Annotated in this window: 18 protein-coding genes; 9 read left to right on the top strand and 9 right to left on the bottom strand. The window is 70.6% G+C overall.

The window, feature by feature from the left end; all coding sequences use genetic code 11:
• Positions 1–8: 8 nt before the first annotated feature.
• Complete coding sequence (locus tag ACT3UN_RS12310) at positions 9–860, bottom strand: TIGR00730 family Rossman fold protein (protein WP_441579243.1); 852 nt, start codon at positions 858–860, stop codon at positions 9–11.
• A 5-nt stretch (positions 861–865) separates the two neighbouring features.
• A complete protein-coding gene (gene dapE, locus ACT3UN_RS12305) occupies positions 866–1,993 on the bottom strand; it encodes a succinyl-diaminopimelate desuccinylase (RefSeq protein ID WP_444657209.1) in 1,128 nt (375 codons plus the stop codon).
• 111 nt (positions 1,994–2,104) lie between these two features.
• Here dapE and ACT3UN_RS12300 point away from each other — a divergent pair, with 111 nt between their 5' ends.
• The 3 genes from ACT3UN_RS12300 (at position 2,105) to ACT3UN_RS12290 (ending at position 7,349) form a co-directional block, all read left to right on the top strand.
• Positions 2,105–3,559: an amino acid permease gene (locus ACT3UN_RS12300; protein WP_301442203.1), complete on the top strand. Its 1,455-nt coding sequence runs from the start codon at positions 2,105–2,107 to the stop codon at positions 3,557–3,559.
• A gap of 55 nt (positions 3,560–3,614) precedes the next feature.
• Positions 3,615–4,559, top strand: coding sequence for a 2,3,4,5-tetrahydropyridine-2,6-dicarboxylate N-succinyltransferase (dapD, locus tag ACT3UN_RS12295; RefSeq protein ID WP_441582153.1), 945 nt, complete (start codon positions 3,615–3,617; stop codon positions 4,557–4,559).
• Positions 4,560–4,703: 144 nt separating this feature from the next.
• Complete coding sequence (locus tag ACT3UN_RS12290; protein ID WP_444657200.1) at positions 4,704–7,349, top strand: ABC transporter permease; 2,646 nt, start codon at positions 4,704–4,706, stop codon at positions 7,347–7,349.
• A 98-nt stretch (positions 7,350–7,447) separates the two neighbouring features.
• Here the strand turns inward: ACT3UN_RS12290 and dapC are convergent, their stop codons facing one another.
• The 6 genes from dapC to typA all read right to left on the bottom strand — a co-directional run bounded on the left by dapC (position 7,448) and on the right by typA (position 14,414).
• The gene (gene dapC, locus ACT3UN_RS12285; protein ID WP_301443810.1) at positions 7,448–8,590 is read right to left on the bottom strand and encodes a succinyldiaminopimelate transaminase; all 1,143 of its coding nucleotides are present in this window, start codon (positions 8,588–8,590) and stop codon (positions 7,448–7,450) included.
• Between the two features lie 43 nt (positions 8,591–8,633).
• Positions 8,634–8,957, bottom strand: coding sequence for a ferredoxin (gene fdxA / locus ACT3UN_RS12280; protein ID WP_301443811.1), 324 nt, complete (start codon positions 8,955–8,957; stop codon positions 8,634–8,636).
• A 166-nt stretch (positions 8,958–9,123) separates the two neighbouring features.
• On the bottom strand, positions 9,124–9,579 hold the full coding sequence (locus tag ACT3UN_RS12275; RefSeq protein WP_301443812.1) for a hypothetical protein: 456 nt from the start codon (positions 9,577–9,579) through the stop codon (positions 9,124–9,126).
• A 5-nt stretch (positions 9,580–9,584) separates the two neighbouring features.
• Positions 9,585–10,577, bottom strand: a complete 993-nt coding sequence (mshB, locus tag ACT3UN_RS12270; protein WP_441582156.1) for an N-acetyl-1-D-myo-inositol-2-amino-2-deoxy-alpha-D-glucopyranoside deacetylase — start codon at positions 10,575–10,577, stop codon at positions 9,585–9,587.
• On the bottom strand, positions 10,570–12,456 hold the full coding sequence (locus ACT3UN_RS12265) for an ABC transporter family substrate-binding protein (protein ID WP_441582157.1): 1,887 nt from the start codon (positions 12,454–12,456) through the stop codon (positions 10,570–10,572). Before ACT3UN_RS12265 ends, mshB begins: the two co-directional genes overlap by 8 nt.
• A gap of 47 nt (positions 12,457–12,503) precedes the next feature.
• Entirely contained in the window at positions 12,504–14,414 is a 1,911-nt protein-coding gene (gene typA, locus ACT3UN_RS12260; protein ID WP_444657199.1) for a translational GTPase TypA, read from the bottom strand.
• Positions 14,415–14,700: 286 nt separating this feature from the next.
• On the opposite strand from typA, the gene ACT3UN_RS12255 reads away from it, so the two are divergent.
• Entirely contained in the window at positions 14,701–15,504 is an 804-nt protein-coding gene (locus tag ACT3UN_RS12255) for an Rv1157c family protein (protein ID WP_441582159.1), read from the top strand.
• A gap of 28 nt (positions 15,505–15,532) precedes the next feature.
• On the top strand, positions 15,533–16,084 hold the full coding sequence (locus ACT3UN_RS12250) for a DUF402 domain-containing protein (RefSeq protein ID WP_301442528.1): 552 nt from the start codon (positions 15,533–15,535) through the stop codon (positions 16,082–16,084).
• A gap of 323 nt (positions 16,085–16,407) precedes the next feature.
• Here the strand turns inward: ACT3UN_RS12250 and ACT3UN_RS12245 are convergent, their stop codons facing one another.
• Positions 16,408–17,577, bottom strand: a complete 1,170-nt coding sequence (locus tag ACT3UN_RS12245) for an acyl-CoA dehydrogenase family protein (protein ID WP_301442529.1) — start codon at positions 17,575–17,577, stop codon at positions 16,408–16,410.
• Between the two features lie 120 nt (positions 17,578–17,697).
• On the opposite strand from ACT3UN_RS12245, the gene ACT3UN_RS12240 reads away from it, so the two are divergent.
• Genes ACT3UN_RS12240 through ACT3UN_RS12225 form a run of 4 tightly spaced genes read left to right on the top strand, consistent with a single transcriptional unit; the run spans position 17,698 to position 21,764 of the window.
• Positions 17,698–18,426, top strand: a complete 729-nt coding sequence (locus ACT3UN_RS12240) for a DUF4232 domain-containing protein (RefSeq protein ID WP_441582160.1) — start codon at positions 17,698–17,700, stop codon at positions 18,424–18,426.
• A complete protein-coding gene (locus ACT3UN_RS12235; protein ID WP_301442531.1) occupies positions 18,423–20,156 on the top strand; it encodes a hypothetical protein in 1,734 nt (577 codons plus the stop codon). The genes ACT3UN_RS12240 and ACT3UN_RS12235 overlap by 4 nt, the downstream gene beginning before the upstream one ends.
• 52 nt (positions 20,157–20,208) lie before the next feature.
• Complete coding sequence (locus ACT3UN_RS12230; protein WP_301442532.1) at positions 20,209–20,877, top strand: SDR family oxidoreductase; 669 nt, start codon at positions 20,209–20,211, stop codon at positions 20,875–20,877.
• Positions 20,874–21,764, top strand: coding sequence for a patatin-like phospholipase family protein (locus tag ACT3UN_RS12225; protein ID WP_301442533.1), 891 nt, complete (start codon positions 20,874–20,876; stop codon positions 21,762–21,764). The genes ACT3UN_RS12230 and ACT3UN_RS12225 overlap by 4 nt, the downstream gene beginning before the upstream one ends.
• Positions 21,765–21,858: the final 94 nt, after the last annotated feature.

Below are 21,858 nucleotides of genomic sequence, written 5' to 3'. Positions count from 1 at the left end.
AGCCGAGGTTACCCGAGATCCCCGGTGGCCCCGGCCTGCTTCTCCAGGTCCTGGAGCTCCCGGAGCAACCGGGCACGCTTCTCCTCCAGTTCCTCGACCTGCCCCTGGTGGGCGGCCACGCAGTACGCCACGGCCTCCTCCGGGGAGTCGGTGACCAGGAACAGGTCCGGATCACCTTCCGAGATCATGCCCTCGTCGACCAGCCGTGAGGTGATCCAGTCGACCAGGCCGCTCCAGAAGTCGCAGCCGAGCAACACGATCGGGAACTGGCGGACCTTGCCGGTCTGCACCATCACCAGGGCCTCGAAGAGTTCGTCGAGGGTGCCGAATCCGCCCGGCAGGCAGATGAAGGCCTGGGCGTACTTCAGGAACATCATCTTGCGCACGAAGAAGTAGCGGAAGTTCAGGCCCAGGTTCACCCAGGAGTTCAGTCCCTGTTCGTGGGGCAGTTCTATACCCAGCCCCACGGACAGTCCACCACTCTCGGCGGCACCCCGGTTCGGTGCCTCCATCAGCCCCGGACCGCCACCGGTGATCACGGCGTAGCCGGCCTCGTTGAGGCGGCGACCCAGTTCACACCCCGTGGCGTAGTAGGGGTGGTCCTCGGCGACGCGTGCGGAACCCCACACCGTCACTGCCTTGGGGAGCTCGGCCAGCGCCCCGAAGCCCTCCACGAACTCCGACTGGATGCGCATGACCCGCCACGGGTCGGCGTGCAGCCAGTCGGTGTTCGGCTGCTCGTCGAGGAGACGCTGGTCGGTCGTGGACCGCGGGTAGGGGGTGTTCGGGTAGACCCCGTCGATGCCCCGTCGCACCACCGGTCCCTGGAACGTGAACGGCTGGGGATTCTCTCTGCTCACCGTGCTTACCGTGCCTTTCGTGTCAGGTAGTCGATCAACTGGTCACTCACCGTCTCGATCATCTCCACCGGGCAGTTCTCCTGCGGGGTGTGGCACAGTCCGGGGTCGCCCGGCCCGAAGTTCACCGCGGGGATCCCCAGCGAGGAGAACCGGGCGACGTCGGTCCAGCCGTACTTGGCGCGGACGTTGCCACCCGTGGCGTCCACCAGGGCGAGCGCCGCGGGCTGGCTGAGCCCGGGCAGCGCACCCGGCGCGAGGTCGTCGACCTCGACGCTGAAGCCCTCGGCCGGGGCGTCCGGCGTCCCCACGCCGAGGACGTCGAGGGTGTGGGCGAGCGCCTGCTCGCCGGAGCGGTCCGGGGCGAAGCGGAAGTTGACGAACATCCACGCCTCATCGGGGATGGTGTTCGTGGCGACCCCGGACTCCAGGTGGACCACGTTGAGGCCCTCGCGGTAGGTGCAGCCGTCGATGGTGACGTCGCGGGGGGTGTAGTCGCTGATGCGTGCGATGACCCCGCCGAGCCGGTGGGCGGCGTTGTCGCCCAGCCACGCGCGCGCCGAGTGCGCGCGCGTGCCGTGGGCGGTCACCCGCAGCCGCAGCGTCCCCTGGCACCCTGCCTCGATGACCGCGCCGGACGGCTCGCCCAGCAGGGCGACGTCGCCGACCAGCCACTCGGGGTGGGCGGTGACGAGGTGGCCCAGCCCGTTGTAGCGGGTGGCGACCTCCTCCCCCTCGTAGAGCACCAGGGTGAGGTCGTGGGCCAGCTCCGGCGAGCCGGCCAGCGTCGCGAAGGCGTGCAGGTAGACCGCGTCGCCGGACTTCATGTCCACCGAGCCGAGCCCGTGGATGGCGTCGCGGCCCTCCCCGTCCGCCCGGCGCACCGAGGGGACGTTGTCCGCCACCGGGACGGTGTCGATGTGCCCGGCCAGGATGACGCAGGTGGGCAGGCCCCGGTTCGTCCGTGCGACCAGGGTGTTGCCGTTGCGGTCCACGGTGACGTGGTCGTGTTGGGCGGCGAGTTCGCCCAGCACCCGCTCCAGCGCGTCGGCGATGTCCTTCTCCTCGTGGGAGACGCTGGGGATGTCGACGAGCGCCCGGGTCAGCTCCACCGGGGAGCCGGTCAGGCCGGACAGGGTCAGTTCGGTGGGATGGTCGTTGACGGGGGGAGTCGAATTGTTCATCGTGCCCTCACTCTAACGACCTGTGCCGGAAACCGCCTGCCCAGTGTGCGAGAATTTGAACCTATGAGTACACAGCACGCCGGTTCCCCCGCCGGCCAACCCTCCGATCCGCAGGGGGCCGACCCGGCCGAGGCCGGAAACAGGGATCTCGGGCACAGCCTGAAGGTCCGGCACCTCACGATGATGGGACTGGGCTCCGCCGTCGGCGCCGGTCTCTTCCTCGGCACCGGGGTGGGCATCAAGGCGGCCGGGCCGGCCGTCCTGCTGTCCTACATCGTCGCCGGCATCATCGTGGTGTTCGTGATGCGCATGCTCGGCGAGCTCGCCGCGGCACGTCCGGCCTCGGGCACCTTCGCCACCTACGCGAAGATGGCCCTCGGCCCCTGGGCGGGGTTCTCCACCGGCTGGTTGTACTGGTTCATGCTCATCATGGTGATGGGCACCGAGATCACCGGTGCCGGGGCGATCATGGGCAACTGGTTCGGCGTGGACGGCTGGATCCCCGGGCTGATCTGCGTGGTGCTGTTCACCGTGATCAACCTGGCCTCGGTGCGTGGCTTCGGTGAGTTCGAGTACTGGTTCTCCTTCGTCAAGGTCGCCGTCATCGTCTTCTTCCTGGTCGTCGGCGCGCTGCTGATCTTCGGCCTGCTGCCCGGCCACGAGGCGGTGGGCGTCGACAACTTCACGCCCTTCGCCCCCTACGGCATCTCCGGCATCGCCGCCGGTCTGCTCGCCGTCGCCTTCGCTTTCGGCGGTATCGAGATCGTGACGATCGCCGCCGCGGAGTCGGAGAAGCCCAGCGAGGCGATCACCGCCGCGGTGCGTGCCGTGGTGTGGCGCATCTCGGTGTTCTACCTGGGTTCGATCCTGGTGATCGTCGCCCTGCTGAACGTCTCCACCCTCGACGAGGCCGACAGTGCCGCGGACTCCCCGTTCACCCGGGTGCTGGCCATGGCGGACGTCCCCGGCGTGGTCGGGTTCATGGAGGCGATCATCGTGCTGGCGCTGCTGTCGGCGTTCAACGCGCAGATCTACGCCACCTCCCGGCTGACCTTCTCCTTCGCCCACCAGGGCAATGCCCCGAAGATGTTTCGGAAGGTCTCCGCGCAGAAGGTGCCGACCGCCGCGGTGGTCTGCTCCCTGGTCTTCGCCTTCGTCTCCGTCGGTCTGCAGGTCTGGGGCCCGGACAACCTGATCAACATCCTGTTCAACGCCGTGGGCGGTTGCCTGCTGGTGATCTGGTTCATCATCGTGCTCAGCGAGCTGCGGCTGCGACCGCAGCTGGAGGCCGAGGGCAGCCTGAAGGTGCGAATGTGGGCCTGGCCCGTGCTGCCGATCATCACGCTGGTGGCCCTGGTCGGCCTGGCGGTGCTGATGCTCTTCGACGAGACCGCCCGCGACCAGGTGGTCACCGTGGCCATCGCGTTCACCGCGGTCAGCCTGCTGGGGCTCTACGTCACCCGCCACCACGCGCGCACGGAGGCCAGGGAGGCTGAGGAAGCCACCGCCGGCGCCTAGCAGCACACCGGGTACCGGCCGTGCGCCCACCCGGGTCCGGGTAGACTGACTCACCATGACTGCCGCTTACGGAACCGGAATCGCGACACTGACCGCAGACGACACCGTCCTGGACGTGTGGTACCCCGAGTTCGGCCTCGGGGCCGCACCGGGTGCCCCCCTGGACCTGACCCACCTCGAGGGCGAGGACGCCGACCGCGGCGTCCGGCGCACCGTGGTCTCCACCGTCATCGACGACCTGGACGCCACCCCCACCGACACCGCCGACGTCTACCTGCGTCTGCACCTGATCTCCGGACGTGAGATCCGCCCGCACGGCTGCAACCTGGAGGGCATCTTCGGCAAGCTCGCCAACGTGGTGTGGACGAACTTCGGCCCCTGCGCCGTCGACGGCTTCGAGGCCACCCGCGCCCGCCTGAGCCGCCACGGCCGGGTCACCGTGCTGTCCGTGGACAAGTTCCCGCGCATGGTCGACTACGTGGTGCCGTCCGGGGTGCGCATCGGCGACGCCGACCGTGTCCGCCTCGGCGCCCACCTCGCCGAGGGCACCACCGTGATGCACGAGGGCTTCGTGAACTTCAACGCCGGCACCCTGGGCTCCTCGATGGTCGAGGGCCGTGTCTCCGGCGGCGTCGTCGTCGGCGACGGCTCCGACGTGGGCGGCGGCGCCTCGATCATGGGCACCCTGTCCGGCGGCGGCAAGGCCGTGATCTCCGTGGGTGAGCGCTGCCTGCTCGGCGCCAACTCCGGGCTGGGCATCTCCCTCGGCGACGACTGCGTGGTCGAGGCCGGCCTGTACGTGACCTTCGGCACCAAGGCCGTGGTCTCCGGCGACGTCGCCTGCGCCCTCGGCGTCGAGGACGGCGCCACCGTGAAGGCCTCCGAACTCTCCGGTGTCTCCAACGTGCTCTTCCGCCGCAACTCCGTGTCCGGCGCGGTCGAGGCCGTGGCCCGTCGCAGCGGTTCGGTGGAGCTCAACGAGGACCTCCACAAGAACTAGACCGGGGGCGCACGCCCACTCTCCTCCCTCTCCCCGCTCTCCTCCCTCCTCCAGGGCCGTCGGCGGCCCGGAAAGCTCTCCTCTCCCCATGGGACTCCCCGCAGCCTCACCTGCCCTCCTGCTCCCCACCCTCACCCGCCCCCGATGAGCGCGGCGGCCACCGTCCTGCGGCTGAGCACCCGCGGGCTCCGCGCACACCTCGGTCGCCTGGCGCTCACGGTGCTGGCGGTGGTGCTCTCCACCGCCTTCATCTCCGGCACCGCCGTGCTGTCCGGGGTGCTCGACGACTCCGTCGACCGCCTGCTCTCCCCCGGCCACGGCCGCGCCGAGGTCGTGGTGCTGCCCGGCGACGGTCACCTCGTCCTGCCCGACGACATCCCCGACCGCCTGCAGGACGACCCGCTGGTCGACCGGCTCACCGTGCTGGACCGGCGCAGCGTGGTGCTCACCCGCGGCGGCGCGGACAACGGGACGACCGTCGACACCGGCGGCGTCCCGGTGCGCCCGGGCCCCTGGCACGACGCGTCCACCGCCCTGGACCCGGACACCCGGATCGTCGAGGGCACGGAACCCGCCCCCGGCGAGGTCGCCCTCGGTGCCGACGTCGCCGCCACCGCCGGGCTCGACGTCGGTGACGAACTCACCGTCAGCCACGCCGCCGGCGACCTGCAGGTCACCGTCGCCGGGCTCTACCACGGCGACGGTGACGGCGGCGGCGCAGACGGTGCCGTCCGCCTGGCCCTCAACGAGGACGACTACCGCAGCGAACTCGCCGCCGACGGACTCCCGGGCCTCGGCCTCACCGTCGCCGGGGGCAGGTCCGCCGGCGACGTCGCCGAGAAGCTGGACGGGGAGCTCTCCGGCCAGGACGACTCTCCCTCGGTGCGCACCGCCGAGGCCCTGGCCGCCCAGGAACGCTCGCCCGCCACGTCCGGCCTGGCGTTCCTGCGCTACACCCTGGCGGTGTTCGGTGCACTGGCCCTGGTCGTCGGCATGTTCATCATCGCCAACACCTTCGCGATGACCGTCGGTCAACGCCTACGCGACTTCGCTCTGCTGCGCGGCCTGGGCATGTCGCGGATGCAGGTCGGCGTCTCGGTGCTCGCCGAGGCCGTCGTGATCGGCGTGCTCGGCTCCGTGCTCGGCGTGCTGGCCGGCGCCGGCGCGGTCGTCGCCGGGCTCTGGGCGACCGCGAAAGTGACCTCCGGACTGCCGCTGCCCGAGCCTGCCGAGGTCGCGTCCTCACCGGGTGCCGCGACGGCCCTGGTGCCGTTGGTGCTGGGTACGGTCACCACCGTGGTCTCCGCGTGGGGACCTGCCCGACGTGCCGCGGTCGCCTCCCCCACCGTCGCCGACGCGCAGGACGCCGCGACGCCGCTGGTCCGGCGCACCGTCGTCGGCGGCGTCCTCGCCGTGCTCGGTGCCGCGGCGACGGTGCTGGCCGTGCTTACCGGGGACGGGGACTGGGACTGGGGCACCAGCGTGCGCGGCGGCCTCTGCGCGGCGGGGCTCCTGGCCGTGCTGCTGGGCACCTACCTGCTCTCCCCGGGGGTCTCGACCGTGGTCGTCCCGGTGCTGGGACACTGCCTCGTGGGGGTACTCGACCTGGTCCCGGGGCGTCCTTTCCGCGCCCCCGGCGGACTCGCGGTCCGCAACGCCGGACGCACCCCGCGCCGCACCGCCGGCACCGCCTTCGCCCTCACCCTGGGCCTGTGCCTGGTGACGGTGACCGGGATGACCGGGGCGTCCACCGCGGCGTCGATGCGTGAGGTCATCGACACCGAGGTCACCGCCGACCGGGTCGTCGCCGCCCCGGGCGGGGCCGTCGACGTCCCCGTGCCCGGAGAGGCGGTGAGCGCGGTCCGCGACACCGACGGGGTGGGCTCCACCTTCACCGTGGCCAAGGCATTGGCCACGGTCGGCGACCCGTCGCAGCACGACGGCGGCACCCTCCCCCTGGTCACCGTGAGCAACGGCGACCCCGCCGGCGTCCTGGACGTCGGCGGGGTCCACGGCGACCTCGACCTGGGCCGCGAGGACGGTGTCACGATGTCGGCGTCCTACGCCGCCGACAACGGCTGGCAGGTCGGTGACATGGTGCCGGTCGCCGCGCCCGGGCAAGGCCGCTCGGTGACCATGCCGCTCAAGGGCACCTACGAGGGGTCCCGGGTGCTCGGCGACGTCGTCGTCGGGGCGAGCGCCTTCTGGCGGCTCGCACCGGGCGCGCAGGGACGCGGCGGTCACCGCGTCCTCGCCCTCTTCGTCGCCGGCGACGGCTCGACCGGTCCCGACGAGCTGGACACCCGGCTCGCCACGACCCTGGCCACCACCCCGGCCACCGACGTCCTCACCCCGGACGAGTACGCCGGCGAACAGTCCCAGCTGATCGACCGGGTGATCATGGCCGTCTACGCCCTGCTCGCCCTCGCCGTCGCGGTGGCGGTGCTCGGTGTGGTCAACACCCTGGCGTTGTCCGTGGTGGAACGTCGCGCCGAGATCGGTGTGCTGCGGGCCGTGGGGGTCACCCGTGGGCAGGTCCGGCGCATGGTGGTCGTCGAGTCGCTGCAGACCACCCTCTACGGGGCGGTGCCGGGCGTGCTGCTCGGGCTGGGTGCCGGGTGGGCGGTGCTCACCGTGCTCTCGGACGTGGGACTGTCGGTGCTCAGCGTGCCCTGGGGCCTGCTGGGGGCCGTCCTCGGCGGGTCCGTGGTGCTCGGCGTCTGCGCCGCCGTAGCCCCGGCCGTGCGCGCGGCCCGGGTGCCACCGCTGGACGCCGTCGAACCGCGGTAGGAGCCGTCGGCACGACCTGTCGAGGCAGCAACCCCGCAGGCTGGTCGGACCAGCCTGCGGGGTTGCTGCCTGAAAGCGGGTGCTGCCGCCTGGGCGGTCTACTCCGCCTGCCCGGCGAGGCGACGCGCGGCGGTGACGATCTGCTCGTCGGTGGCGGTCAGCCCGATACGCACGTGCTCGGCGCCGGAGGGACCGTAGAACTCGCCCGGGGCGACCAGGATGCCGAGCCCGGCGAGCCGGTCCACGGTCTCGCGGCACGGTCGGCCTTCGGTGGCCCAAAGGTACAGGCCGGCCTCGGAGTGGTCGATGCGCAGCCCGGCGACCTCGACCGCTGCGGACAGCAGTTCGCGACGCTTGCGGTAGCGCTCCTTCTGCAGGATCTCCTGGCCGTCGTCCTCGAAGGCTGCCACGCTGGCGGCCTGGATCGGGCCGGGCATCATCAGCCCGGCGTTCTTGCGCACGCTGAGCAGCTCGGCGATCAGGTCACGGTCGCCGGCGAGGAACCCGGAGCGGTAGGACGCCAGGTTCGAGGTCTTCGACAACGAGTGCACCGCGATGAGGTTGGTGTGGTCACCGTCGCAGACACGCGGATCCAGCACGGAGACCGGCGCACCATCGTCTCCGGACTCGGCACTGTTCCAGCCGAGGCCGAGGTAGCACTCGTCGGACACCACGACCACGTCGCGTTCACGGGCGAACTCCACGACCTTGCGCAGGTGCTCGACACCGAGCACCTTGCCGTGCGGGTTGGCCGGGGAGTTGATGAAGATCATCGCCGGGGCCTGCGGGCCCAGCGCCACGAGCGAGTCGCTGCGCAGCACCTCGGCACCGGCCAGCTTCGCGCCGACCTCGTAGGTCGGGTAGGCCAGCTCCGGGATGACCACGGTCTGCCCGGGTGTGACACCCAGCAGGAACGGCAGCCAGGCGATGGCCTCCTTGGTGCCCACCACGGGCAGGACGGCATCCTCCCCGACACCGGTGACGCCGAAGCGCCGGCCCAGGGACGCGACGATCGCCGCGCGCAGCGCCGGGGTGCCGACGGTCTGCGGGTACCCCGGTGCCCCGGCACTCTCCGCCAGGGCCAGCTGGATCGACGGGGCGACCTCGTCCACCGGGGTGCCCACCGACAGGTCGACCATGCCGTCGGGGTACGCCGCGGCGGTGGCTTTGGCGTCGGCCAGCGAGTCCCAGGGAAAATCCGGGAGTTCTGCGGAGAGCGTTCGGCGGGTGCTGCGCGGCATGCGGTTTCCTCTGGCTGTGGTGGTGGTTTCTGCTTGTCCGGTGCTAGTCCTGGTTCTGCGGCGGGAGGTTCGTGATGCCCTCCACGTCGAAGTCCTGCGGGCCGAGCTTGGCGGCTCCGCCCGGGTCACCCAGGTCGTCGAAGAAGGCGACGTTGTAGTCGATGTAGTCCTCCCACTCGTCCGGCAGGTCGTCTTCGTAGAAGATCGCCTCGGTCGGGCACACCGGTTCGCAAGCGCCGCAGTCCACACATTCGTCGGGGTGGATGTACAGCGAACGCTTGCCCTCGTAGATGCAGTCGACGGGGCATTCTTCCACGCACGCCCGGTCCATCACATCCACACACGGCTGCGCGATCACGTAGGTCATCTCGTTGTCACCTTCTGGAGTTCGTCACTGTCAAGGATTCTCGGGGTCTTGTCTCTTGGTCTAGCTCGGTGGGTCCCGGAGTCACCGGGTCCCGGTGGCCCGCACCTGTGAGGTGTGCGCACCGCAGTCGTGGCTGCTGCACAGCCGTTCGTCGAAAGTGATCATCTCACTTCAACCGCAGTAATGCCCAACCACCCCCGGCCGCCCCCAGTGCGAGCAGCAGGACCGCCCACACGGTACCGCCGAGGGGCGTGTCTCCGCCGGTCCCCGGGAGCACCGGCCAGAACAGCAGGACGCTGTACGTCGCCAGCCACACCCACAACGGTGTCGCGGCGACCCGACGGTTGTCGGTCCACAGCATAGCCGTCCTGACCAGCACGAAGTTGAACCACGGTGCGGCGACGACCGGCCAGGGGAACGGGACCGAGACCTCACCGACGGTGATCCTCGACCCCAGGTACAGCGCCGACAACAGGGTGGCGACGACCGCGCCGACGCACAGCCAGACGATCCCCGCCACCCGTTCGGAGCGTGAGGTGTCACGACGGACCTGCGAGCGCTCCGGGTCTCCCCAGTGCGGCTCGGCGGTGCGGGACGTGTCCGTCCCGTCCTGTGCGCCCATCGCTCTCACCTCCCTTCGGCAAATAGACAGTCTAGTCTGTCCACTGTCTCCTGCGAAACACCGCCCCGCGCCGGAAATTCCCGGGCGAGGGTGTAGCTCTCGGTGTCCAGCAGCGGCTGGGCGATGAGGTTCGACAGGCAGTAGGCGACCGTCCCCGCATGACCTGCACGCCCAATGCGGGGCCGGTCGTTGACGTCGCTGACGGAACCGTCGGCGACCCAGATCTGCGTGGCGTGGGCCGCCATGGCCCGACGCTTCGCCGCCAGGTCCTCCCCGCTGCCCTCGACCCTCGCGTCCACCACGCGGGCCGGGACGGTGGCCAGCTCCCCGGGCTCGGGACGCCGCCAACCCTGCGGCGGCTCACCCTGGGAGTCGAGGTCGCGCAGGCCCTCCTCGACCCGCTCACGTTCCTGGGCGGTCCAGTAGATCCGCGACGGCACCCACCTGCCGCCGTGAGCGTCCTGAGCGTCCTGAGCCGCCTGGTCGGCAGCGGTGTGGGTGATCTCGTGGGCACGGATGTGGTCGGGGTGGCCGTAGCCACCGTCCGGGCCGTAGGTGACGACCACGTGGGGACGCAGCTCGTCGAAGATCTCGGCGAGCTGGTCGACGGCCGTCTGCCCGGAGTTGACGAATGCACACGGGTGCTCCGCGGCCGGGGTTCCGACCATGCCGGAGTCACGCCAGCGCCCCGGGCCGCCGAGGAACCGGGGGCGTCCGAGCCCCAGTTCACCGAGGGCCCGCTGGAGTTCGGCGATGCGGTATCCGCCAAGGATGTCGTAGCCGTCGGCGACGATGTCGGCGTACTTCTCGCCGATCACCTCGCCCTCCTCCCCCAAGGTGCAGGTCACCACGGAAACGTCGGCGCCACGGCGCACCCAGTTAGCCAACGCCAGGCCACCCCAGATGGATTCGTCGTCGGGGTGGGCGTGGACGGCGAGCACGCGCAGTCCGGCGAGATCGCCGTCCCCGCGCGCTTCTTCGGTTGTCACGTCAGTCATCGTCTGCCTCATTCGTGGTGTCCGCCTCGTCGTCGGAGGCGGCGTCGGACTGCTGGCTGGCGCGGAACCACTCCGGGATGCTCACGAAGAGGCCGGTGCTCTGCCCGACCGGCCAGTCCGCGACGCGGCCTGCGGGACCGGCCAGCTCGGCCGCGCGGCCCACGACCACGGAGTCGCCCATCAACGGCAGCGAGAGCGCCAGGTTGGAGAGGTACCCGGAGACCTGGGTGTCCGAACCGTCGTCCAGCAGCGTGTCGAGTTCGGGGTCGCAGATCCCGGAGACGTTCGACGCCCGGGCGGTCAGCTCGCTGTCGCCGGGGGCCGGGCTGGTGGTCGTCGGTTCGGAGGTCTCAGAAGACTCAGAGGACTCAGAGGAGTCGGTGGCAGCCGGGTCCTCCGTGCTCTCCGGGGTCTCCGGGGATTCCGGCAGCTCGGACTCGGTGGGCAGGGAGCGCGACGGCGACATCACGGGTCGGTCGGCGTCGTCGCAGGCGAAGGAGCTGCGCAGGTCGGTGCGCGAGCGGTCCCGGTCCTGCCACACCAGCACCGCATCGACCTCGCCGCGTGGAAGGAAGGCGGAGTACAGGTCGGACGCGGACGGGGTGACCACCGTCGCGGGAATGCCCGCGGAGGTCAGCTGGTCGGCGACCCGGCGGGCGGCCTCGACGGCCTCGTCGTCCAGGGTGTCCGCGGCGATGCGCAGCGGGTCGGCGTCGCTCGCCCCGACGGCCTCCGCCGCGTCGACGTCGCCGGCGCCTCCGCCGTACGCGCCGATGACCCCGGCGGGTGCCGTGGCGTCCGGCGCGCCGGTGACCAGGCGTGAGACCTGGTCGGCGTCGATGCTGCCCAGCAGCGCGCGCCGCGCCGCGGCGGACTCGAGGCGACCGGAGGCCACGTTGGGCACCAGGTCGAGCCGGGTGTCCAGGTCCACGGTCCTGGCGCCCACCGTCGGCACGGAGTCCACGGACTCGGAGGTCACCGCCCCGCTACGGGTCGTCAGCATCTGGTACTGCCCCGCGCGCAGCATCTGCGTGGAGGTGTTCAGGTCGGCCGACTCGGAGAAGACCACCCGGTCGGTGCGTGCCGGGGACCCGCCCCAGTAACGGGTGTTGCGCTCCAGGACCAGGTTGCCGCGCGAGGGGTCGAACTGGCGCACGGTGTACACCCCGCCGGACGCCGCGGGCAACGATCCCAGCAAGGTGGTGAAGTTGCGGCCCTCGGCCCCGTAGATGTGGCTGGGCAGCAGGTGTGCGAACAGTTCGCGCCAGTCCTGCTGCGGACGGGTGAAGGACACCGTCACCGTGCTGCCGCCGGCGGACACGGCGACGTCGTCGACGTCCCCGTACCCGGCGGTGTCGGTGGTCCCCGGCATGGTCACGACCTGCTGCCACAGGTAGTGGAAGTCCGTGCCGCTGATGGGCGTGCCGTCGGACCACTGGGCCTCGCTGGCCAGGGTGTAGCGCACCTCGGTGGGTGCGTCCTCCTCGCCGGCCGTGACCTCGGCCGCGTCGAGCAGGTCGGTGTTGAGCACGGTGCGGTCGCCGTCCTCGCCGACGGTGAAGGCGCTCGGCAGGGTGAGGTCGGCGACCGTCGATGTCAGCATCGACCGCGACCCGACCAGGTGCGGGTTCAGGTCCGCGGGGATGCGGTCCACGCCCACGGTGATGGTGCGCAGTTCCTCGGGCACGGAGGACGCCCCGGTGTCGCCGTCTCCCCCGCCGTCGGCGGCGTCGCCGGCCTCGGTGTCGGGGTCGTTGGCTTCCTCGACCGTCGGCGCGTCACCGGGGTTCGCCTGACAGGCGGACAGGACGAGACCGCAGGCCGCGAGGGCAGCTACGACCGACGGAAGCCGCCGCCGGGGACGACTGATCTTGTTCACCTGGCGACGGCTCCTCATGTACGTGGCTGCGACTGTGCCGGAACGGCCTACTTGTTGCGGGCCTTCATGCGCGACAGCGCACGGGCACGCTCGGTGGCGCCGAGGATGACCTTGCGCACGCGGATGTTCTCCAGGGTGACCTCCACGCACTCGTCGCCGCCACAGAACTCCATGGCCTCGTCGAGGGTGAGGTTGCGCGCCTTGGCGAGCGTCACGGTGGCGTCCGCGGTGGCGGAACGCATGTTCGTGAGCTTCTTCTCCTTGGTGATGTTGATGTCCATGTCCTCGTCGCGGTTGTTCTGCCCGACGACCATGCCCTCGTAGGTCTGGGTGCCGGGCTCGACGAAGAACTCACCACGGTCGCCGAGCTGGGTCAGCGCGTAGGCGGTGATCTGACCGGTGCGGTCGGAGACCAGGGAGCCGTTGGGACGGTCCTTGATCTCGCCGGCCCAACCCTCGTAGCCGGCCGAGTAGTGGTTGGCGATGCCGGTGCCGCGGGTCTCGGTCATGAAGATGGTGCGGAAACCGATCAGACCACGGGACGGGACGGTGAAGTTCATCCGGATCCAGCCGGTACCGGTGTTGTCCATGCCCTCCATGCGGCCCTTGCGGGCGGCCATGAGCTGGGTCACGGCACCGAGGTGCTCCTCGGGCACGTCGATGATCATGTGCTCGTAGGGTTCCTGGAGCTTGCCGTCCACGGTCCGGGTGACCACCTGGGGCTTGCCCACGGTCAGCTCGAAACCTTCGCGGCGCATGGTCTCCACCAGGACGGACAGGGCCATCTCGCCACGGCCCTGAACCTCCCAGGCGTCGGGACGCTCGGTGGGCAGCACGCGGATGGAGACGTTACCGATGAGCTCCTGGTCCAGACGGGCCTTGACGACGCGGGCGGTGAGCTTGTCGCCGCCGCCACGGCCGGCCATCGGGGAGGTGTTGACACCGATGGTCATCGAGATCGCGGGCTCGTCCACGGTGATGCGCGGCAGGGCGACCGGGTGCTCGGGGTCGGCGAGGGTGTCGCCGATCATGATGTCCTCGATGCCGGAGATCGCGGCGATGTCGCCGGCGATGACCTCCTCGGCGGGGACGCGCGAGACGCCGACGGTGCGCAGCAGCTCGGCGATCTTGGCGGTCTTGGTGTGCTCGACGCCGTCGGCGTCGTAGTGGATCCAGGCGACCTGCTGACCCTTGCGGATCGTGCCGGCGAAGACACGGATCAGGCCGATGCGGCCCAGGAAGGAGCTGGAGTCCAGGTTCGTGACGTGGGCCTGCAGCGGGGCCTCGATGTCTGCGGACGGCTCCGGGAGCACGTCGTAGAGGACGTCGAAGAGGGCCTGCAGGTCCTCGGCCTCCGGCACGTTGCCGTTGCCGGGGTTCTCGGTGGAGGCCTTGCCGGCGCGGCCGGAGGCGTAGAGCACGGGCAGGTCGAGGAGGGTCTCGGCGGCGGCCGCGGCCTCCTCGTCGTCCAGTGCGGAGGCGAGCTCGAGCAGGAGGTCCTGCGCCTCGGTGACGACCTCGTCGATCCGGGCGTCCGGACGGTCGGTCTTGTTCACGCAGATCATGACCGGCATCTTGGCCTCGAGGGCCTTGCCGAGCACGAAACGGGTCTGGGGCAGCGGGCCCTCAGAGGCGTCGATCAGCAGGACGACACCGTCGACCATGGACAGGGCACGCTCGACCTCGCCACCGAAGTCGGCGTGGCCGGGGGTGTCGATGACGTTGATGACCAGGTCACCGCCGTCCTTACCCAGGCCGGCACGGCGGATCGCCGTGTTCTTGGCCAGGATGGTGATGCCCTTCTCCTTCTCCAGGTCCCCCGAATCCATGACACGGTCCTCGACCTCGCCGTGGGCATCGAAGACCCCGGACTGACGCAGCATGGCGTCGACGAGGGTGGTCTTGCCGTGGTCAACGTGGGCGACGATGGCGACATTGCGGAATTCAGTCAGTGACACAGATCCTTCAGCTTCCTAATTGAGAATGAGTCGAGGTCGGCGGGCCCGGAGGACGACTCGGGGTTCAACGACGGTCCAGGGTACTCGACAGCACCCTGTTTTCTCTCATCGAGACTATCGTGTGCTGCTCTCCGGCGCGCGGTGAACGCCTATCGCTGCTATGGTAGGCAAAACCGACACTTGGTCCGGCCTGTTACGCATGTTACGGTTGGGACTCATGTGACGTTTGATGTTCCCGGCGACCGCAGCGTACGGGGCACCATTCCAGACCACCGAGAGGCTGACAGTGCTACCCCAGCTACCCCAGCTCACCCAGCTCACCCGCCCCGCCCGCCCGGCCCGGGCAGGACGCACCAATCGCGCCGGACGCCCCACGCGCCGCGTGGCGCGCACCGTCGTCGCCGTCCTGACCGCCGCCGCGGCGTCCGCCGGCATGTCGCTCGCCGCCGCCCCGGCGGCGCAGGCCGCCCCCACGATCCCGGGACTGCCCGGGCTCCCGGCCATGCCGGACCTGCCGCTCGACAACCTCGGCCGGCCCACCCCCGAACTCCTGGCGCAGATCGAGGACGTCGCCAACCGGCCCGAGATCCCCGAAGAGGTCTCCGGTGTCCTCAAGCGCGTCGTCAGCTTCTTCCGCGGCGACGGTGAACCCGGTGTGGGCCTGCCCGAGGACGCCCCCGGCTTCACCCAGTTCGGCTGGCCGACACTCGCCCAGAACTGCATCGGCGGCGACAGCAACGCCGTCGGCCTGGCCATGGGCGTGCCCGGCCCCGCGGAGCTGCCCCTCCCCGGCGTCCCCGCCGGACAGATCTCCTTCGTCTTCACCGCCCTGGGCACCGGACCCGTCGCCGAGCACCAGAACGACGGCATGCGCGTGCACTGGGTCAACATCGACAACGGCCGCGTGGGCCAGACCCCCCTCGGCTTCGGCGGGATCAACCCCGACGGCCCCGCCACCATCAACGGCCTGGCGGACACCGGCCCCGGCAACGTCCTCACCCTGCTCGAGGGCGGCGTGACCACCGACGAGGAGGGCGCCCAGGGCAACTGCACCTTCCTGCCCACCGCCGGTATCTTCAACGTCCGCTGACCCACCACCGGCCACCCCCGGAGCCGAGATGAGCGACCTGCACCCGCCCAAGGTCGAGACCTTCGACCTCGTCAACGACACCAACACCGACCCCAAGGGCTTCCTGCGCGCCGTGGACCACTGGTCGCGGACCGACGGCATGCTGTACATGGCCCGTCCCGCCGACCACCCCCGCTTCGGTTACCTCGAGAGCTGGCTCATCCCGGAGCTCGACCTGCGGGTCAACCGATTCCACTTCCGGAAGGGCGAGGGCGGACGCTTCGACGGCCAGGACCTCTACGTCGACATCGCCCTGGTCGAGGACGCCGGCGACACCTGGCACACCACCGACCTCTACGTCGACCTGGTGACCTACGCCGGACGCAAATGGGAGGTGCTCGACCTCGAGGAGCTCGGCGACGCCCTGCTCGCCGGGTACGTCGACGCCGCCGCGGCGTCCCGCGCACTGCACTCCTCGCAACGCCTCATCAACGGCATGCTCGACGCCGGCGGCGTGGAAGCGTGGCTCGACGGGGTGGGTTTTCCCCTCCACTGGGCCACTGACGTGCAGCTCGCCGCCCCCTGCGACAGCGCTACGTGAACTTGCACTGACGCTCCAGCAGCCTGACAGCTTCCCCCAAGAACGCAGTCGTAGATTGATGTCAGTGCCACCGAGAAGGTGGCCGAGCGACACGGACCCCACCGGAAGGACACCTCGTATACGGCAGCTGAGCATTCTCCTCTTGAAACGTCAGCAGTGCACCCCCGGCCCTTTCGGTCCGGGGGTCCACTGTGTCCGGGGCCGGGTGCTCGTCGCTTCCCCATAGGGGCCGAAATCGAGCGTGGGATGGTTGAACCCGACGGTTCAACCATCCCACGCTCGATTTTTGCCCCTGGCGCCCGGCTCAGCGCCTGTCTAACCGCCTACTTCAGGATCTGGCGGCCCATCACCATGCGGCACACCTGGTTGGTTCCCTCGTAGATCTGGGTGATCTTGGCGTCGCGCATCATGCGCTCCACCGGGAAGTCACGGGTGTAGCCGTAGCCGCCGAGCAGCTGCACGGCGTCGGTGGTGACCTCCATGGCGATGTCGGAGGCGAAGGTCTTCGACCCGGCGGCCAGCAGGCCGAGCTTGTCGCCGCCCTCGGCCTCGCCACGCTCTGCGTTGGACGCGGCGGTGTAGATCATCAGCCGGGCGGCGTCGATCTTCATCTTCATGTCCGCGAGCATGAACTGGGTGTTCTGGAACGCCGCGATCGGCTTGCCGAACTGCTTGCGCTCCTTGACGTAGTCCACCGCGGCGTCGAAGGCACCCTGGGCGATGCCCAGCGCCTGGGCACCGATCGTGGGGCGGGTGTGGTCCAGCGTCGCCAGGGCGGTCTTGAAGCCGGTCCCCTCCTCACCGATGATGCGGTCTGCGGGGATGCGGCAGTCCTCGAAGTACAGTTCGGCGGTCGGGGAACCCTTGATGCCGAGCTTGTGCTCGAGCCCGCCGACGCGGAATCCGGGGTCGTCCTTGTGCACCATGAACGCGGAGATGCCGTTGGCCCCGGCCGCCGGGTCGCTCACGGCCATCACGGTGTACCAGGTGGACTTGCCGCCGTTGGTGATGAAGCACTTGGAGCCGTTGAGGACCCACTCCTCGCCGTCGCGCACGGCCTTGGTCTTCATGCCGCCGGCGTCGGAACCTGCCTCGCGCTCGGTCAGCGCGTAGGACGCCATGGCACCGTTGGCGATGTCCGGCAGGACTTGCTGCTTGAGCTCCTCGGAGCCGGAGAGGATCAGGCCCATCGTTCCGAGCTTGTTCACCGCCGGGATCAGCGAGGAGGCACCACACACGCGGGCGACCTCCTCGATCACGATCACCGCAGCCAGCGAGTCGCCGCCCTGTCCGCCGTACTGGTCACCGACGTGGATGGCGTTGAACCCGCTGTCGTTGAGGGCCTTGAGCGCCTCCTCCGGGAAGCGCTCGTCCTCGTCGACGGCGGCGGCGTAGGGGGCGATCTCCTGCTCTGACAGGCCTCGGATGCTGTCGCGCAGTTCGCGGTATTCTTCCGGCAGCTGGAAGAGGTCGAAATCGGGGTTGAAAGCCATGGACGTCAGTCTCCTGGGGAAAATCGTGGGCAGTGCTCGCACGGGACGTTACCCCGGGGCCGCGGTCCCGCGTGGAGGTACCGTGAACCCGGTGTTGTGATTCAGCCTACACTGGGGGTCATGTCTACCGAGCACCCGTCAGACGCCCCGACCACCCCTCGCCTCACCGCCGGAGGCGCCCACGACCTGCACAGACGTCGTAGGACGCCCCGGCGCGCCGCCGGTGCCGCGTGCGCCGCCGGCGCGGTCGGCGTTCTGGCCCTATCCGTCCTCGCCGGGTGTTCCGACGGCGACGGCTCCGGGTCCGACGCCGGTTCGGACGCCTCGACGAGCACGACGACGCCGACGCCGGTGGCCACCGGCGAACCCGGCGGCAGCGGCGGCGACACTGAAACCTCGGAGGGCGCCGCGGCGTCCGGCGCCGACAGGCGGTGCACCACCGGCGACCTGGACGTCACCGCGGATCAGTCCCAGGGCGCGGCCGGCAGCATCCTGCTGGACGTGGAGTTCACCAACACCTCCGACGGCTCCTGCGCCCTCGCCGGGTTCCCCGGGGTCACCCTCGTCGACGAGGCCGGCGAGCCGGTCGGTGCGCCGGCCGAGCGTGAGGAGAACGTGCCGTCGTCGGTGGTGGAGCTCGCCGCGGGGTCGACCGCGACGTCGGCGCTGAGCATCGGCCGGGCGGAGAACTACGACGAGACCGCCTGCGGCCCCACCCCGGCCGGTGGTCTACAGGTCATCGTGCCGGAGGAGGAGCAGACCACCGTCCTCGACGTGCCTGACCTGACCGCCTGCACCGCCGATGACGTGACGCTGCTGTCCGTCCAGCCCCTGACCGACGGCGCGTGAGACGGGGCCGGCTCCCGGTCCTGCTCCCGCTGCTGCTCGTCGTCGCGCTCCTGGCGTTGCGCGGGTGGCAGCTCAGCCAGCGGACCTTCTACTGGGACGACCTGGTCATCCCTCCGTCCTTCCGTGACTCCGGACTGTGGGCCCCCTACGACGGGCACCTGATGCCCGGCTCGGCGGCGCTGCAGATCGCCGTGGACTCCCTCGCACCCCTGCAGTGGTGGTTGCCGTGCGTGGTCACCCTGGCGGCGACGGCCCTGGCCGTGGGCCTGTGGCGGGTCCTGCTCGGCCGGCTCACCGACCGGTGGGGTCTGCGGGTCCTGGGGTTCACCGCCCTGGTGTTCTCCCCGTTCCTGGGCACCGCCACCGGGTGGTGGTCGGCCGGAGTCAACGCCCTGGCCTGGCAGCTCACCGCCGCAGGTGTCGGCCTGGCGCTGACAGCCCCGCGCGGGGTCGTGCTGCGCACCACGCTCGCCACGCTGGTGCTGCTGGGCGGGTTGCTCATGACGGAGCGGGCGCTGACGGTGGTGCCGGCGGTGCTGGCCGTCGCGCTCGTCCTGCGGGTGCGCCGGGGCCCCTCCCGCGACCGGCTGGTGCTGGTGGCGCCGGCGCTGCTCACCCTCGCATGGGCCGGGGTGTACCTCGCCCTGGTCGGACGTGGTGACGGCGGTGGTGAGGCGCCGGGGCTGCACGGGGTCACCTCCGCGCTCGGCTCCTCGGTGCTGCCCGGCGTCCTCGGCGGGCCGTGGAGCTGGGACCGGTGGGACCCCTCCCCCGCGTTCTCCACGACGTCGACCCTGGTGCAGGTCATCGTGGGCGTCCTGCTGGCCGTCCTGCTCGTGTGGACGTTGGCGCGCACGCGCCGCCGCCCGGCGGCGTTCCTCGCGGCGCTCACGGCGCTGGCCGCGTCCTGCGCGTACCTGCTGGTCGTCCTGCTGCTGCTGCGTGAGGGACGCACCGGCGACGGGGCGTCCGACCTGCTCGCCCGCGGCATGCACTACTACGCCGACTGGTGGTCGGTCACCGTGGTGCTCGTGGTGGCCGCGGCCCCGGTAATGGCACGCACCTGGACCGCGGTACTGGCCGCCGTCCTGTTCACGCTGAGTTCCACGGTCTCGACCGTGACGTGGGTGTCCGCGTGGTCGGACGACGCGACCGCCGCGTACCTCGCCGGCGTGCGGCAGGCCGTGTCGGAGGCGCAGGACGCCGGCACCGTCCTACTCGACCAGAACACCCCGCTGGAGGTCCTCACCCCGCTGATGTCGCCCTACAACAGGGTCGGCGCGATCGCCGCCGGTGGCGGCGGGGACGGTGTCGGCGACGTGAGCACCGCGCCCACGGTCGTCCTGCCGGACGGACGCGTCGCCGAGGCCCACGTGCTCGACGTCGCACGCCGCGTCCAGGGCGACGTCCCCGACTGCGGCGTCCGTGTCGACGCCGGCCAGCCGCAGATCATCACCGTGGAACCCGCGCTGCCCTTCGGCGACTGGACGTGGGAGTTCACCGCCACCGCCGACCGGGAGCTGACCGTGGAACTGTCCACCCCCAACGGCCTGGAGGACGAGGCGCAGTGGCGGGCGCGTGCGGTGGACGTGGACGTCGACACCGACCTGGTCACCAGGTGGGTCAACCTCTCCGGCGGAGGCGGCACGATCCTGGCGGAGATCGACGGCCCACCCGGCGCCCACGTGTGCGTCGGTGCCGGGGCTGTGGGCGCGCTCACGGCCCGCTAGGCTGGGGAGACCAGCGACGCGACAACGCCCTCGACGAAAGGCACCCCACACCATGTACGACATCGTCATCATCGGCGGCAACGGGAAGGTCGCCAGGCTCACGGCACCGATGCTCGTCGAGGCGGGCAATTCGGTGACCTCCGTGATCCGCTCGCGTGACCAGTTCAACGACGCCCGCGAGACCGGGGCGACCCCGACGGTGGCGGACGTCGAGACGATGAGCACCGACGCCATCGCCGACCTGCTCGAGGGCCACGACACGGTCATCTGGGCTGCCGGCGCCGGCGGCGGGAACCCGGAGCGCACCTTCGCCGTGGACCGCGACGCGGCGATCCGCACCATCAACGCCGCCGAGGAGGTCGGTGTCGGCAGGTTCATCATGCTGTCGTGGTCGGGCTCGTACCTGGACCACAGCTTCCCGGAGGACAGCGACTTCTACCCCTACGCCGAGTCCAAGGCGGCCGCCGACCAGCACCTGCGGGACTCCGAACTGGACTGGACGATCATCGCGCCGAGCCGGCTGACCGACGACCGCGACCGTGGCGGCATCGAGATCCTGCCCGAGGGCGACGGACGCACGGACGCCACCGAGGTCCCGCGTGAGACGGTGGCCCAGACCATCGTCGCCGCACTCGAGTGCCCGCAGACCTCCGGTCGCACGATCCGGTTCAACGCCGGCAACGAGGATCCCCACGAGGCGCTGCGCGGGGTCGAGTGGTGAGCGGCTCCTCCGCACTGGCCGCGCCCGACGTGGCCCTGATCTTCGAGGGCGGCGGCATGCGCAACAGCTACACGGCCGCCTGTGTCAGCGCCCTGATCGAGCACGAGGTCCAGGTCGGCTGGGTCGGCGGCATCTCCGCCGGGGCCTCGCACACGGTGAACATGCTCTCGCACGACGCCGAGCGCGCCCGCGAGAGTTTCGTGGAGTTCGGGGCCGCCCCCGGCACCGGCGGCATCAGCTCCTTCCTGCGCGGCGACGGCTACTTCAACGCCGAGTTCATCTACGAGACCTCCGGGCTCCCCGGCAACGAGTTCCCCTTCGACTGGGACACCTTCACCGCCGACCCGACGCCCTTCCGCGTCGGTGCGATGCACGCCCGCACCGGTGAGACCGTCTACTGGGGACGCGAGGACCTCACCGACCTCCCCTCGCTGATGAAGCGGGTCCGGGCGTCCTCGACGATGCCGGTGCTGATGAAGACCCCCGTCGTCGACGGGGAACCCTACGTGGACGGCGCCCTGGGATCCTCCGGCGGCATCGCGCTGGAAGCCGCCGAGCAGGACGGCTTCAGCAAGTTCCTGGTGGTCTGCACCCGCCCGCGCGACTACGTCAAGCCCGAGGTCAAGTACCCCGGCGCGGTGCGCCGGGTGCTGCGCGACACCCCGGCCGTCGCCGAGGCGGTGATCACCCGCCCGGGCCGCTACAACGCCACGAAGCGTCGTCTCCTGGAGCTCGAGGAGCAGGGCCGTGCCCTGTTGTTCTTCCCCGAGCACATGCGCATCTCCAACACCGAGCGCAAGATCGACAAGCTGCGGGCGTCCTTCACCGACGGTGAGAACCAGATGCGTGACGACTGGGCGCGCTGGGAGGACTTCCTCACCGCCTGAACCCCGGGGTGTGTCGGGCATACCGCGCCGGATCGCCGAAAGCACTGTACAGTTCCCATCATGTACGTCAGGTCCAGCGGGGACGGTGGTCTCC

It is taken from the genome of Corynebacterium sp. AOP12-C2-36 (genome assembly GCF_052379185.1).
Taxonomy (GTDB): domain Bacteria; phylum Actinomycetota; class Actinomycetes; order Mycobacteriales; family Mycobacteriaceae; genus Corynebacterium.
This window is presented reverse-complemented; position numbering and strand designations above follow the sequence as displayed.